The sequence below is a fragment of the Anaerobacillus alkalilacustris genome (assembly GCF_001866005.1).
GTDB lineage: Bacteria > Bacillota > Bacilli > Bacillales > Anaerobacillaceae > Anaerobacillus > Anaerobacillus alkalilacustris.
In genome coordinates this window covers 15,383-30,095 of the sequence record NZ_MLQR01000022.1, presented here as the reverse complement: position 1 = coordinate 30,095, position 14,713 = coordinate 15,383, and the positions used below count along the sequence as shown (strand labels likewise).

At 35.1% G+C, this 14,713-nt stretch carries 13 protein-coding genes and 1 riboswitch; of the genes, 1 reads left to right on the top strand and 12 read right to left on the bottom strand.

The annotated features are described in order from the left end of the window. Positions 1-28 precede the first annotated feature (28 nt). From BKP37_RS09010 to BKP37_RS08960, 10 genes are all read right to left on the bottom strand, one after another. Positions 29-706 (bottom strand): hypothetical protein, encoded by a 678-nt coding sequence (locus BKP37_RS09010; RefSeq protein ID WP_071309281.1) that lies wholly within the window; start codon positions 704-706, stop codon positions 29-31. Further along, positions 672-2,804 (bottom strand): dynamin family protein, encoded by a 2,133-nt coding sequence (locus tag BKP37_RS09005; protein WP_071309280.1) that lies wholly within the window; start codon positions 2,802-2,804, stop codon positions 672-674. Before BKP37_RS09005 ends, BKP37_RS09010 begins: the two co-directional genes overlap by 35 nt. Next, on the bottom strand, positions 2,755-3,933 hold the full coding sequence (locus tag BKP37_RS09000; protein WP_139193098.1) for a hypothetical protein: 1,179 nt from the start codon (positions 3,931-3,933) through the stop codon (positions 2,755-2,757). Before BKP37_RS09000 ends, BKP37_RS09005 begins: the two co-directional genes overlap by 50 nt. Continuing rightward, positions 3,866-5,431: a dynamin family protein gene (locus tag BKP37_RS08995; protein ID WP_071309278.1), complete on the bottom strand. Its 1,566-nt coding sequence runs from the start codon at positions 5,429-5,431 to the stop codon at positions 3,866-3,868. Before BKP37_RS08995 ends, BKP37_RS09000 begins: the two co-directional genes overlap by 68 nt. Before the next feature lie 10 nt (positions 5,432-5,441). Continuing rightward, positions 5,442-6,083, bottom strand: coding sequence for a hypothetical protein (locus BKP37_RS08990; protein ID WP_071309277.1), 642 nt, complete (start codon positions 6,081-6,083; stop codon positions 5,442-5,444). A gap of 444 nt (positions 6,084-6,527) precedes the next feature. After that, a riboswitch (cyclic di-GMP riboswitch) is annotated at positions 6,528-6,614 on the bottom strand. A gap of 382 nt (positions 6,615-6,996) precedes the next feature. Next, the gene (locus BKP37_RS19240; RefSeq protein ID WP_139193097.1) at positions 6,997-7,671 is read right to left on the bottom strand and encodes a hypothetical protein; all 675 of its coding nucleotides are present in this window, start codon (positions 7,669-7,671) and stop codon (positions 6,997-6,999) included. A 558-nt stretch (positions 7,672-8,229) separates the two neighbouring features. After that, positions 8,230-8,760 (bottom strand): CueP family metal-binding protein, encoded by a 531-nt coding sequence (locus tag BKP37_RS20310; RefSeq protein WP_211271436.1) that lies wholly within the window; start codon positions 8,758-8,760, stop codon positions 8,230-8,232. Between the two features lie 269 nt (positions 8,761-9,029). Then, positions 9,030-10,109 (bottom strand): AI-2E family transporter, encoded by a 1,080-nt coding sequence (locus tag BKP37_RS08970; RefSeq protein WP_071309274.1) that lies wholly within the window; start codon positions 10,107-10,109, stop codon positions 9,030-9,032. Positions 10,110-10,455: 346 nt separating this feature from the next. Next, on the bottom strand, positions 10,456-10,650 hold the full coding sequence (locus BKP37_RS08965; protein WP_071309273.1) for a YwbE family protein: 195 nt from the start codon (positions 10,648-10,650) through the stop codon (positions 10,456-10,458). Positions 10,651-11,067: 417 nt separating this feature from the next. Continuing rightward, positions 11,068-11,847 carry a 5-oxoprolinase subunit PxpA gene (locus BKP37_RS08960; protein WP_071309272.1) on the bottom strand — a complete coding sequence of 260 codons (780 nt, stop codon included), beginning with the start codon at positions 11,845-11,847 and terminating at the stop codon, positions 11,068-11,070. A 291-nt stretch (positions 11,848-12,138) separates the two neighbouring features. On the opposite strand from BKP37_RS08960, the gene BKP37_RS19230 reads away from it, so the two are divergent. Further along, positions 12,139-12,447 carry an IclR family transcriptional regulator domain-containing protein gene (locus tag BKP37_RS19230; RefSeq protein WP_084034625.1) on the top strand — a complete coding sequence of 103 codons (309 nt, stop codon included), beginning with the start codon at positions 12,139-12,141 and terminating at the stop codon, positions 12,445-12,447. 228 nt (positions 12,448-12,675) lie between these two features. Here the strand turns inward: BKP37_RS19230 and BKP37_RS08955 are convergent, their stop codons facing one another. Further along, a complete protein-coding gene (locus BKP37_RS08955) occupies positions 12,676-13,680 on the bottom strand; it encodes a 5-oxoprolinase subunit C family protein (protein ID WP_071309271.1) in 1,005 nt (334 codons plus the stop codon). Further along, positions 13,677-14,405, bottom strand: a complete 729-nt coding sequence (pxpB, locus tag BKP37_RS08950; protein WP_071309299.1) for a 5-oxoprolinase subunit PxpB — start codon at positions 14,403-14,405, stop codon at positions 13,677-13,679. The genes BKP37_RS08955 and pxpB overlap by 4 nt, the downstream gene beginning before the upstream one ends. Positions 14,406-14,713: the final 308 nt, after the last annotated feature.

Sequence of the window (14,713 nt, the reverse complement as noted above, 5' to 3'; positions counted from 1 at the left end):
GCACAATAAATGCAACCCTCTTCCTATGTTAATATCGGCGGCAGGCTTCCTCTAATTGTTGAATGTACTGCTTAAACAGAGTTTGGATAGCCGCTTTTCTTTGCCTAACAACCGTTTCAAACTTTTCTTTATTCACTTTTCCAAACCGTTGGACTGGTTTTTCGATACTTGCTGAAAGTTCTTTCGGTGTATTTACAGGCGGCTTTGAAGATGCTAACCGAAAAATCGTACCTACTAAAGCGCCAGAGAGAGTAGAAATAACTAACAGAAGAGGATTAGGGCTTTTTACGATAAAAAAGCCCACTCCTAATCCAACGATGGCACCTACTCCTGTCCCTTTGTTGAAAGTACCTTGCCGTTCTTGTTTTCCTTGCTTAGGATGAACCTGATTCGAAACAGGAGCCTGTTCTACATATAAACACTCTTCCTTCGTTAATTGAAATGGCCTAATAGCTAAATTACGGTGAATACCATCAAGTTCGGCAATCACATTCTTATTATTATCTAGAGTTAAAGAAGCTTTTGTCACCTCGTTTTTTATTTCCTCTAAAATGGCAATACTATAATTTGATAGCTTTCTAGTTTCGACGTTGCACTTTTTTTGTAATGTTTCAAAGTCACTTATAAATGCACTGTCCTTTATAAGCTGATCATACATTTTATCTAGATAATCATTGATAGACTGGGCTTTCGATGGAAAGTTCATCTTCAATAACCTCCTCTGTTAATCCAAGTAACCTTTCTTCAAATCGGTGACTAATTTCCTTCACACTAGAAGTCTTTACCTGTTTCAGTTCAATAGAAGTGCGCTTTTCATCCTCATTACGATCCATTTCAGATTTTAAATCAACCAACACGCTCTCCTTAATTTTCACCACATTAGTAATGATTTTAGATACTTCACCATTAATATCATCCATAATCACATTGGACATTGAGAAAATCGGCTCAGAAATCGCTACATGACTTTCCATAAGTCTATTTTTCATCGTGTCAGTTAAGTCATCAACTAAAATATCAAGCTCTCGTTTAAAACGGTATAAGTCGAACTTCTCCTCATAATCTTCAGCACCAAATAGTCCTTTGAGCCAGTTCCATACACCTTTTTTCTTTACCATTGAAACGGACGAATCATAGGCATCTCGAACCTTTTCTTGACAATCTTTAGCGATTGAAACGATAATACTTGAAAATTCTCGTTCAATATTACTCATCGTAGAGCCAACTAAACTATCTACATTTAAATTTCCAATACGGTCCATTTTAGAACCTAAGTTTTTGATTTCCGCTTCTTCAAACTTTTCTGTAACAGTATTAAGCAGCTGTTGAATGTCACTAATTAAAGCAGAGATAATCTTTTTCACATTTAAAAATGATTGTCTTACCAGTTCTTTTACCTTTAACACAAGGAAATCTTCTGCTTCTAAAATTACCGTTTCTACTATTTCCTCTGCATTATGACGGTTAATTCCTTGTTTTGCCTTTGACCACTTCTTAAACATTTCTCGTTCGATATCCTTGGCTGTCCCAACTAATTGTTGTTCGATTTCATCAGAGATTTCGTCTTCTAAACTACTATCGGAAATCCCACCTCTAATTCTTCTCATAACAAGACTATTAATATTTGCTAACGTTTTTACTTTTACAGATTCAATTTCTGCACGAAGCTGATCAATTCTTTCAATATAAATTGATTGATCTTCTTCTATCGTCGAAGTAATTTCTTTAATTTCAAATTTTAGTTTATTTAATGAATCGGATAGGATATTACGAATACTAGAAATAACGTCTGTAATTAAGTATTGGTTTTTACTTTGAAGGTATTCACCAAGAGATTTTTCCAGTTCTCTAATTTTACTAAAGTGAATAATGTCAAGTGTATTATTTTCCGTAATTTGTCTTCCCGATATCGTGTATTCAGAATCAATAGGATCAGGAATTTTTATTTTTCGATCTTTTTGAATATCCGTAATTTCTATATCACCACTACGAACCTGCTTACCTCTCATTCCAAAATAAGCAGATACTTCATGAATGTTAGGCTTCATGATTATTCCAGAAAGAACTTCCTCTAATTCATGTCTAGCTTTTGCAATATCTTCCGCATCAAACACATCAATTTTATTAATCACAAAGAAAATGTGACGTCCGTCTTCTTCTAAACTAGAATTTTTTGCGGAATTAACATAATTACGAATTTTATCTGTAAAATTTGCTTCTCCTACACTGTCTGGATCAATCATAAAGATGACCGCGTTCACTTGAGGAATTATATTATTTGTAATCGCTTCATGCTTTTCATGACGAGAAAACAACCCAGGAGTATCAATTATTTCTACATTGTCTTTACAAATTTCGAGTGGACAATAAACAACTACCTGACGGATCAGTTCCTCATTTTTTTCATCACGAACCGTCGTAATTTTTTTCAGTACTTCTTTACAAGTGTCATACGTAAGAGGTGCACCGAAATCGTCTGTCTCAATCACTTCGACTTTGTCATTTTGAATATAGGTGACTTCTATATTAATATGTTCAGAGTAACTAATCTTTGTAATAACCGACGTTTCTGCACGAATATCCATACTTAACAAATCTTTACCAATAATTGAATTGATAAATGTAGATTTCCCAGCACTAAAAGGGGCTACAAGAGCAATTTTAAAATCCCCATTTTCAAGTCGTAAAATTTCGTCTGAAACAATGGAATTCTCGACAATATATTGATCAATATCCTCTGAATTTTGTATTTCATTAAACACATTCACTAAAAATTTCTTCGTCTCTGCAAATCTCTCTAGCATCGTCTTTCACTCCTAATTTTTGTAATAATTCTATAAAACCAGATTGTTCCAAAAGAAGCTGAGCAAGTTTCGATTTATTCTTCTCCTTAGCTATTGGAAAATTTAGTGGATCGACCAAGACAATATCTGGATCGTTGATGATGTCATCCACTGTAACTTCTCCTTGGAGAAGCTTTATATACTGTTGATAATAAGCTGATGAAACATAGTAAATAGGATCACTAGTTAAGCTCTGAATCTTTGTACTAATTTCTTTGAATAGGTCATCACGACTTTGATCAAAGAACATAAAATCATCGACTTTGTTTACAATGATCATTTTTTCACTACCAACTGTACTTGTACAAATTTTTTCTAAGTAACCACTACACTTGTCCCATTCAAGATCAAAGATGACGAAAATGCCATCATAATATTTCCCCGAATCTACTGTACCTATTTCGTTTTCCACAAAGTGGTCTGTTTCTCCGATGCTTTGTTGAAGAAGGTTGGTAATAAGACTCTTCCCTGTTCGGTCCGGACCCACCACTTGCCAATTTTTCTTGGTTACGTCAATTCCCGCATTTCGGATACCTACGGAAAAAGGCTGTACAAGTTCAAAAAGTTGTTCCATTTTACTTAGCGGAAGAAGCATGGCTAGATCATTTTCTTGTAATTGTTTCCCTATAATCAGTTCGCCTTCCAAAGTAGGTACCATAACTTCGCGATTTCTACGAAGATCTTCCAACGAAAGCTGCCCTCTTTCAAACTGTAGGTGCAAAGCAGCATAATAAGAAGACACTTTAAAGACAGTCGGGTTTTTTAATATGTCTTTAATAGAAGCTTTTAACTCTAGCGTTACTTTAATGACATCTTCATCATCTAGTCGATGACAATCATCAATAGCTAAAAAAATAGTTTTACTATTTTTACGGAACTTGAACACTTCTTCTACAGCTTTTTTAAAAAATTTATGACCAATTTGCGTTGGTGTTAAAAGGAAAAAGACCATATCATAGCTTGGCAACCGTTCAATGTCACATTCTGCTTCAAGTACGACTTCTTTATAATGTAGCTTCGGTTTAAGTTCCCGAAGCGACTCCAACTGCCTCTTGTTTTCGACAATCCAAATGGAGTTCGTTTGGAGCATTGAATTCACCTCTTTCTCGGATAAAGCTCTCTAGTCTTTCAATTTGACTAAAATCAAGTAGAAACTCTGAATGGTACTGCTCTATCTCACGCCCACTAAGAATTTCATCATTTTCAATGACAAAAATACTGCGATTTTTGCGAACTTCATTTAGCTCCACCTTGCCACCTCTTAATAATTTTCCATAGAGACCAAAATAACCTGAAATAAAAAATAACTGCTTTGGTGAATAACTAGGGGCTAAATCTTTTAAGACAATTTCTATTTCATCCTTGATAACATCGTAATCATCACTGTAAATATCCATTTTAGACAAAGCAAAAGCGTATTTAAGTTCTTTTTGACTTACCACTGTGAGAAACTCTTTAATTTGCTCAGAAAAGTTTGCTTCACCAATATGAGCCGGATTAATTAAAAAGACAACAAGATCACACATTTCTAGTGCTTGTAACGCAATCTCGTTATGATCTTCATGTCTAGAATTTAACCCAGGTGCATCAATGATGGTTACACCAGGGAGATGAGTCATCTTGTAAAATATCTGCACCTCTGTTGGTAATTCCGAACTGCGTACCCCTGTAAGTTCTTTCAACTTTTCTCGCAATTCTATAGGACTATCATAACGAAATTTTTCAATACGCTTATTTTGGTATTGTACGAGCAGTAGATTTTCATCAGCACAAGTAACTTTTGTGATGATTGCCGTTTCTGCACGAATATCCATACTTAACAACTTTTCTCCAAGTAACCCATTAACGAGAGTTGATTTACCAAAGGAGAATGGACTAATAAATGTTACTTTGAAATTGCCATTATACATTTCATATTGGTCCTCAATAAGCTGCTTCTCACTTTTAGGCCCTTTCTGATAACGGCTAATGATCTTATTAATTATAGGATTTTGATTATTCACTTCCATACGAATAACCTGTAGAGTCATATGTTTATCTACAAACCTAAAATTAAGCTTTGCCTTCCCTTGTTTAAGTAACTCCTCTAAATATTCATTCACCCGTAATCGAACAACTCGGTATATTTTTTCATACAATTGACCAGATAATCGGTATCTTTCAATAATTTGATTTGTCATTACAGTTGAAAGGGCTTTGTAAACATTCTTGTCCATTTCTGCTTCTATTTCATTTTTCTTTTTCGGTTTATTATTGCTATTTACAATTACCTCAACATCGGGTAACTCTCTATTGATTAACGTTTTAAAATGTGTAAAAGAAGCCGGTAAGTCGATACAATACGTATGAACGTCATATTCCTTCACAATATAAGCATTCAACTCATTAAAAAACGCTAGCGTGCGTTCATCATTAGTTTCTGTGAAAATATGAAACATGTATTGAGGAAACAAATCAAGTGATCGTTCTATTTGCTTACCAATCAAAACTCGCTGTTGAAAAAAATAATAATATGGTGGGAGAATTTCTCCTCTTTCCTCACCACTTAATGTTATTTTGTTATCGCAAAACGTTACCGTTAATTTCATTCTCACACCCCTACAGTAAATATCCAAAGAACACTAATACTACAACAAAAATAAACCATTTTTTTTGACTTTTCATGAGCTGCATGGTTTGTTCGTTTACCTTTGCAGTCAATGCCTCACTGTTATGAATAATCTTTTCATTTGTAGCAGTTAAAGCTTTATCTAGCTCGACTAGCTTATCGCTAATTTCAAGCTGCTTATCCTCAAGAACACTTAGGCGTTTATGTATAACTGTGTCATTTTCAATCAATAATTTCTTTTGAGCTGTAAAGGAATTATGTAAATCTTGTCTTTGTTGCTTGTTCTGTTCCTCTATTTTCACATACGATTTTTTATTTTCCTTGTAATAATCAGTTGTGGACTTTTCTAGTGCAGTAATTCTGTTACAAATGATCGTAATCGATTGATTGGTCGATTCTGAAATTTCTGACTTCACATTGTTTTCTAGCTGTTTTATTTCTTTTTGAAGCTCTTTTTTATTTTTTTGAAAATTTTCCGTTGTTTCTTCATGCAATTCTTCTAATTCTTTGTTAATTTCTTGAATTAATTCTTTTGTTTCCTGTACTGCTTCCATCGTTTCATACATAGATGAATTCATTAAAATGTTGGTTTCATGAATTTGACCAAGTGTTTTCTCTGCAACGCTACCCATTAAATTACTCCTTTTCAATACAAGAAAAACGCAAGCGCATTGGTCACGAGCAGCTGCTCCTGTGCCACTCCGTTTGCTCAAGAGCAAAGCAGCTTCGAAGTAATCCAAGTAGTAGCTTCACTGGGGCGGCCTTTGACAGAAGCCGCTCATTGGCTTCCTACGTGCTTCTCCGTCTTCTAGTATTGCTTCATAGTAAGCTTCCTCGAAGCAGTGTTTTGTGCGACGAGTAATCGCAGGAGCAAAGCTGCATGAAGCTATTCAGAGACGTTATTCATGTAGTTATTGAAGTCAGTAGCTTGACTGAAGTGACCGAGCTCGTAGACTGCTTGCGCTAGACAGTTTTCAAGTTATAAATTTATAAATTCTGATTATATAAAAAATATGGCTACTCCTATTAAAAGGAGTAGCCATTGGTCTTATTACCTAAAAGAAAAAATGAAACTTCTCGGTAACCCAGCCGTCATAGTCAGTTAGACCCGTAGACCCGTGGCTTTGCGTCCCCAACTTTCGGTAGGTTTGCCATTTTCTTAAACTATTACTAATTAATACCTATATTAATATATTACCATAGACCTATAATTAAATAAACGATTAAAAAGATCCCTTTTTAGGTATTTAACCTAACTTGCACATCATACCTAGGATTCTGGTAAGTATAAATCTTGTATTAGACTATTATTAATAAGATAAATTGGTTACTGTTAATTTATCAATATAATTACCAATAATAATAATAATAATAATAATAATATAGGGAGATCACTATCTCTTTACTTAACTTAGAAGGACGCTTGCGGTAGACATCATACCAAGTTCAAAATTTAAAAATTCTTATATTTTTAAAAACGACGCTTACTCTAATGAGTAGACGTCGTTATTATTTCATTTGTCCATCTATTACTTTCACAATCGCTTATCCTTTTAGGTTATTACTAGGATCCCCATCAGGATTTGAACGCAGATAACCGCCACCATCCTCAACCGCTCTATTTATCGAAGTATCCCCATCTCCATCACGCCAATACCCATCAACCTCTGTTCCATTTGCTCTTACATAGCCCTCTACATAATGCGGCTCAACAAAATGTGTTCCTGGGTCACCACTAGCCGAAGGTGGAGTGGTATCCGTTACTAAGTCAGCAGATCCATCTATGCCATCTATAGCATCAACAACACCAATAGCAATGGCACCTACTGCTACAGTCGTTGCTATCCCTTCAACACCATGCTTAATTCTAGTTTTATCTCCATCTTTAATACCAGAGTATACTTCCTTACCATTCGCATATGTTCTCTTTGCTGTACCATAAACTCCGTTTCCAGTTCGCATTGCAGCATCACTCATATTATTTAACCCTTGCTCGCGTTTTAGCGCGTCATTTTGTAGAACTCCATATGTAGTATCTATGACACCATCAACAGCTTGTCCAACTGTATCACCAGCAAATTTTGAAGCATGGTAGACTCCATCGCCGATTTTCGAAACAATATCGACCTTTGTCACATCACCAATAACTTTGATGGGTTTTCCAATGACAAACCCTGCTGCACCACCTAGAAATCTACCAGTATCTCTTATAAACCCCACAAAAGCACCACCTTAGTCAAAAATACCTATTACTATTAATATAGAACATGTCTGAAATTTTATATACTAAAATATAACTCTATTTGAAATAATTTCATTTAGCTCGGTCAAATTTTTATGCTCTTCATAAAAGTAGGAATCGTTGAAAATTTCATCGATACACGGAAATTTTATTCCACTACGGTCTTCTCAAACCGATAGTAAGAAAAGCGCAAGCGCCTTGGTCTCGAGCAGCTGCTCCTGTGCCACTCCGTTTGCTCGTCGCAAAGCCGCTTCGAAGTAATCCAAGTAGTAGCTTCACTGGGGCGGCCTTTGACAGAAGCCGCTCTTTGGCTTTCTACGTGCTTTTAGCGTCTTCTAGCATAGCTTTGAAGTAGGCTACCTCGAAGCAAAGTAGCATGGAGCATATTCAAGAAGTAATCCAAGAAGACATTGAAGTCAGTAGCTTGACTGAAGTGACCGAGCTCGTAGGCTGCTTGCGCTAGACCGTTTTCAAGTTAGAAATTTATTAATTCTGATTATGAAAAAAAGCACCTAATAGGTGCTTTTCGTACTTATTTAAAATTGCATTGTTGTGATGCAAGTCGCGTCGTCATCAAAGGTCGAAATCTCAGACTCTACCATTCTTCCTTCATGTTCAATTCTTACGAGGTACGTTCGATCTCGCGGTAACCAAAAATCAATGAACCCATTTTCTAAAGATGTCATTGTTTCGTCTACAATAATGTTTCCTTCCGAATCCTCAATAAAAACGATAAACTCTTCTTCTACCATTTCTCCTTGACAACCTGTCAAGTTATGATAAGTTCATGGATGTGTTGTTTCAACGTATGGTGCAATAGAAACAAAAAACTCGTCTTCAGGTAAACGATAGATGGTTTCAGCGTTATCACTGTTAGTAACAAGAAGTTCACGAGCTGTAATTGAGACTCTCGGACTTTCTAAATTACCTACACTATAATCATGTACCAATTGTTTAATGTTTTCTACCTCTTGTACCTGCTCTTCAGTTTCAGTATTTCCATCGCCACTACAACCAACTAGGAAAATAGAAATAAATCCTATCGTTGCAAAGGTTTTTAGTTTCATGTGATTTCCCCTCCCCTTGTACTATACAATTATAACATTTCCTATTGATTAACTACTACATTGATTTAATCATGTCACAATAATTTCAATTATTTATTAGAATAGTAGTTAAATAAATACCCTAAATTTTTTGTGGCAACTAACCATATCCTAATTTTTTTGTTGTGAATTTTATAATCCATCTAAGCGTATGGGAACTCATGAGGTTTCTAGGATCTGGTAGGACCAATTCAAACTAACTACATAAGCTAGAAATTCTCCAAGCATTGTTATTTCCTTTCTTCTTTCACCTTCCATAAGCCGTAAAGGTGGGTAGCAATGACTTTTCCAATAGCATAAATTGGAATAACTAAGATCATTCCCACAATACCTATAAACCGTCCAGAAACTAGCACTAATATCATAACAGTCACTGGATGAATAGCCATCCTCTTACCAATCACTTGAGGTTGAACCAAAATACTCTCTATTTGTTGAATGACTACAACAATGATCAAAACAAATAAGGCCATCATTGGAGAATGAAGCAATCCCACCGTGACAGATGGTACCGCACCAATCCAAGGACCAATATATGGTATAACATTTGTCAGCATTCCAATAATCGCTAGGATTAATGCATACTCTAACCCAATAATTGAAAAACCGATGTAGTAAAGAACTCCAATGAACGAACAAACGATTAAAACTCCTTGAATATAACTACTCAATGTTTTATCCATATTTGTTAATATGGGTCTAACCTCTTGTTGCTTTTCTTTACTAAAAAAATCTAAGAAATAATTAGGAAGCCTCTCACCTTCCTTCAACAAATAGAACAGAATAAAAGGAACAATAATAAATAATAGTAACGTATTAAAAATCGTACCTATAAATCCAAAAGTATTAGCAACAAGTTCACCAATGAGTCCACCTACTACCATACCTATTTGTTCAATCTGGTCTCTCAAATTAAATACTTCTACCAAACCAAATCGTTGGACGAGTTCATTTTGCTGCAATTCAATCATTAACAATTGTAACTCAGAAATAATTTGGGGCATGCTATTGATTAATTTAAAAAATTGTTTTTGAATTTCTGGTCCAATAAAAGAAATGAAACTAATACCCAAGGCTATTAAACCAACGTAGATGATAATGATTGATAACACTCTGGACATTTTTTTGCATAGAAAATGAACCAATGGTCTTAATAGGTAGAAAAGTATTCCTGCAAGAAGAATAGGAACAAATAATGTTTGAACAAACACAACAATTGGTCGGAATAACCAATCAATAAGGGTTCCTAAATAAATAATTAAAAAAAGCATGATCATAATTGAACCAAATTTCAAGACCTTGATATACATCCAGTAAACTCCACCTTTTTTTATCTTAAATGGCAAGCAAAATTATGAATATAACTTATCCTGGGCGTTGCTACCCTAACTTTGTTTTATGTATTCTTAACTAGTTTACTAAACTTTTATGTAAGATGCAGTATATATAATTCAGATACTAAAATCAACAAAAAAACCATTACAAAAGCTATATCTAGTTAGGAAGAAGTCATTGAAGTCAGAAACTTGACCTCTTATTCACTTATTTACTAATATTCCCTAGAAATGTATATAAAAGAACGATACGAAGGAATTTTATCGGATATAAAAGCACCCACACATTAGTGTGAATGCTTTCAATTTCACTAACGAATATTCAGTTCAATATTTCCTTTACTCTACCAACAACTCCATTTTCAAGCCTTACTTTAATACCATGAGGGTGAATCAATGAGTTGGTCAGTATATCTGCTACTATACCTTCTGTTAGCTTTCCTGAACGCTGGTCTTGCTTTTGTACAACTTTAACTCTTGAACCTTGCTTAATATATTCTCTTTTTGTTCCAGTCATATTTTGTTTCTCCTTAATCCGTTATATCCCAATCACGCACTCCACATACGTAGACACGTTAAAAGGCATAAAACTGGTAAATTTTTCTATTTATACAGATACTATGTACTTCTCGAATTACTAGCCTTGTTAACAGTATTAAAATTAATTTTTAATGAATTAGTCTGAATGGATTGAAGTGCTTGGCTTTACAATCGATGATAAGTTTGTAGAATTTCATAATCATCATCATAAATATTCACCTTTTTGTTGAATTAAAAATTCATCAATTAATAAATAACTTCTTTCATTAAACTACTACTTTACTTCAGTGAACCCGTTTTAGCAAGCTGAAACGAGTTCACTAGATTAGCTCTTATTCGTGTGCACCCTACTTCGATTTTCTGCTTTTTAGACTACGCTCTTTTTTGTATTCTACTACTTTCTGTTTGTACTGGACTTGTCCCATCTACCAAGTTGAATACCTTCTGCCACGAGAGTTTTACGTAGTGTTTGTGTAAATTCAAGTGCTTTTGGTCCATCCCCGTGTACGCAAATCGTATCTGCTTGTATCGAAACCGTTGTCCCGTCGACTGCTTTGACGGTACTTGTTTTCACCATGGAAAGTACTTGTTCAATCGCTTTATCGGTTTCATGAATGATGGCATTTTCATTTGTTCGTGGCGTCAGCGTACCATCTGGCTGATATGTACGATCAGCAAATACTTCATTTGCTATTTTTAATCCGATCTTTGCACCCGCTTTTGTTAATTCGCTTCCGGAAAGACCATATAAGATTAAAGACGGATCTATATCATACACAGCCTTTGCAATCGCCTCTGCTAGGATAGGATCTTTGGCCGCCATATTGTATAGAGCGCCGTGCGGCTTCACATGGTTCAGCCGAACGTTATTACATTTACAAAATCCTTGTAATGCACCTATCTGATAAATGACAAAATGATAAATGTCCTCTGGTTCTGTTTGAATAACTCTTCTTCCAAACCCGAGTAAGTCAGGAAATCCCGGGTGCGCTCCAATACTTACACCTTTTTTCTTGGCCATTTGTACAGCCTTAGCCATGACATTATGATCACCGGCATGGTAACCACAAGCGATATTTGCTGAAGTAATATGTTGTAAGATCAATTCATCTTGCCCAACAACAAATGCACCAAAGCTTTCCCCTAAATCACAATTAAGATCAACGGACTTCATTAAAATTCTTCCCCCTTTCTTCTATTATAATAACTGTTGAATTATTTGTTTGAGTGTACGAATACCTAAGAATGCAGTTGAAACAACCACTATCACACCAGAAATGGTCATCCAAATTAAAACAAAAACAATTGTTGAAAATACGATAAATCCGATTACCCATAATTTTGATATCTTCTAATACTTGAGTGAACTCGTTTCAGCTTGCTGAAACGAGTTCACTTTTTGTGTTAGCGCGGCTACTCCATGACATAACTAGTTAACTAGACAATCACAAATTGATTTGGTAAAATAAGGAATAAATTTTCACTTTTTTATTTCATAATCATTATTATCTTAAAAACTAATGAACTAAAACCGTTCGGTATAGGAACTATTACAGACAAACAGAAACTTCGAACAGTTTTACAACAATCCAAACTAGATGGCTATACGATTAGCTATTCTGAACTTGAGGATCATACATCATCTGTAGCGGTACAGATTTTCGTATACGAAAAAAGTAGTAGTGACTTAAGTGCAGCTAGACCAGATGTACGTACGTTTTTGAAAAGAACATGTGTCTCATATCATCGAAAAAGTAAAACGAACAGCAGCTAAAATATCTCAAAAGCTAGGTTATTCTAACGGAAAATAAGAGTATGCTTGTTTGACTGTACAACCTTTTTTGTGAAGGTTGTTTTTTACTTTTTATTAACTGAATTCTTGAATATCATGTATGGTCTGTACATTTACAACTCTGTTTGTGCCCCACCTTATACCTATCATCTCGTCTGTTTCCACTATTATTTTATTTTCTAATTCTTTTGTATTAGAAGGACACCAACACTACTTTTTATTTAATTTTAAATTCAATCCTGTTTTTAACTCATTTAATTCATTTTCTCTAGATATATACAGTGCTTCTGCTTCCTCTATACTTACCTTTTTAAAACGGATTTTTTCACCTGGTTTAAGTTGAGCTAAAGTCGGATTATCAACCGACACCACTTGACCTATTCTTGGATAACCACCAGTAGTTTGGCGATCAGCAAGTAAAATAATTGGATTTCCATCTGCGGGCACTTGAATCGTGCCAAGTGTAACGGCTTCAGACAACATCTCAAAAGGATTAATAAGCTGTAAATCTGGTCCCGATAATCGATAACCCATTCGATCCGATTGAGGGGTAATAGTGAATGTATTATGATAAAATGAATTTCTACATTCTTCCGTAAAAAGATCAAAATGGGTTCCAGCTATTACTCGTATCGTGTTAATTTCGATATCTTGTCTTATCCACTCAGTATTCACATTCCAGGATGTTGTAGAAAAATAAGGTTCTGTCAAAGAACATATCTGTTCTATAGCTTTATTTTGTTCGGTTGGTACTTTTAATGAAACAATGTCTCCCTTTTGAAGCGCTCGTCCTTGGAAACCACCGAGATTTGCTCGAAGATATGTACTACAGCTACCCATAACCTCATCTACAGAAAATCCACCAGCAACTGCAAGATAAGCACGACACCCTTTATTACATGCACCAAATTGAAGAACTGTTCCTTTTCTCACTAAAACAGGTTTCCATAAAGGAACTAGAACGTTTTCGATTGAGGGAGATAAATCGCCACCAGTTATCGCAATTAAGCAATCTTGCTCAAATTTTAAAAAAGGACCTGTGACTGTTATTTCTAGGGAAGCTGCCCCTTCGTCATTCCCTACTAATAGATTGGCAATTCGTAATGCATAAGGATCCATCGCACCACTTACAATGACTCCATACTTTTGATAACCGAACCTACCTAAATCTTGAATGGTTGTTAGTAAACCAGGTCGAAGTATAACAATGCTCATCGAGGTCCCTCCTTATACTCTTCAAACTCTTTTTGAGAAATAGGGACAAATTTTATGATATCTCCTGGTTGTAAAAAAGAAGGTCGATCATCTTCGGGAAGAAATAGCTGTATTGGTGTACGGCCAATTAATTGCCACCCACCAGGAGTTGAAATGGGATATACACCCGTTTGATTTCCAGCTATCCCCACAGAACCTTTTGGAATACTTGTTCTCGGGCTTGATCGACGTGGTGTTGCTATTTTTTTAGACATTCCTCCTAAATAAGGAAAACCCGGCGCAAATCCAATCATGTAGACAGGGTATTCTCCTTGTGAATGGATATTAATTACTTCAGCGGAAGTAAGGTTATTTTGTTCTGCTACAAATTGCAAATCCGGACCGAATGTCCCGCCGTAACAAACCGGAATCTCTACTACTCTCTTCAAATTGTCAACAGCATCATTTGCCTGTATGACAAATTCGTTCATCAAAGAAGAAACAATGTCAAAAGCAGATTTTCTACTCTTCAAAACATTACTTCTATTTGCTTCACCTTTAATGACTTGTAGAGGATCGTAGAACACCGTGACACTTGAATAAGCAGGAACCGTTTCGATAAACCCTTGAAATGAATGTTTTTCTATGTATGATACGAATGCTTTTACTCTTTTATGAATATCAGCTTCAATCTTTTTTCCAAACTCAATTACAATAGCCGTTTCACTTAGAGCATATATTTTCATTTTATCGACCGTTTCAGGCACTACCTTCACCCCCTACAAAACATATCATTCCATTTTTTTTGGAAACGTTAATTCTGTTATTAAAATTACTATAATTGCTTGTGAATAAAAATTCAATATCATTATTAGAATGTATTTTTATGCAAAGCTAATGATGACAATTATAATTTTTAAAAATTTTCTTTACTTCGTTTAGGCTCAATACCATTTTTGTTACCTAATTTTCTTATGTTCTTGACTTAACGAGTTAGTAAAAGCGTAATAACTACATTGCACTTGTAATTGGAATACGTAAAAAGAAAAAAAGC

Bases quoted from the DNA above. Each gene is read 5' to 3' on its own strand.
- BKP37_RS09010 (WP_071309281.1), bottom strand. From the start codon at position 706: ATGAACTTTCCATCGAAAGCCCAGTCTATCAATGATTATCTAGATAAA.
- BKP37_RS09005 (WP_071309280.1), bottom strand. From the start codon at position 2,804: ATGCTAGAGAGATTTGCAGAGACGAAGAAATTTTTAGTGAATGTGTTT.
- BKP37_RS09000 (WP_139193098.1), bottom strand. From the start codon at position 3,933: ATGCTCCAAACGAACTCCATTTGGATTGTCGAAAACAAGAGGCAGTTG.
- BKP37_RS08995 (WP_071309278.1), bottom strand. From the start codon at position 5,431: ATGAAATTAACGGTAACGTTTTGCGATAACAAAATAACATTAAGTGGT.
- BKP37_RS08990 (WP_071309277.1), bottom strand. From the start codon at position 6,083: ATGGGTAGCGTTGCAGAGAAAACACTTGGTCAAATTCATGAAACCAAC.
- BKP37_RS08970 (WP_071309274.1), bottom strand. From the start codon at position 10,109: ATGTATATCAAGGTCTTGAAATTTGGTTCAATTATGATCATGCTTTTT.
- BKP37_RS08965 (WP_071309273.1), bottom strand. From the start codon at position 10,650: ATGACTGGAACAAAAAGAGAATATATTAAGCAAGGTTCAAGAGTTAAA.
- BKP37_RS08960 (WP_071309272.1), bottom strand. From the start codon at position 11,847: ATGAAGTCCGTTGATCTTAATTGTGATTTAGGGGAAAGCTTTGGTGCA.
- BKP37_RS08955 (WP_071309271.1), bottom strand. From the start codon at position 13,680: ATGAGCATTGTTATACTTCGACCTGGTTTACTAACAACCATTCAAGAT.
- pxpB (WP_071309299.1), bottom strand. From the start codon at position 14,405: ATGAAAATATATGCTCTAAGTGAAACGGCTATTGTAATTGAGTTTGGA.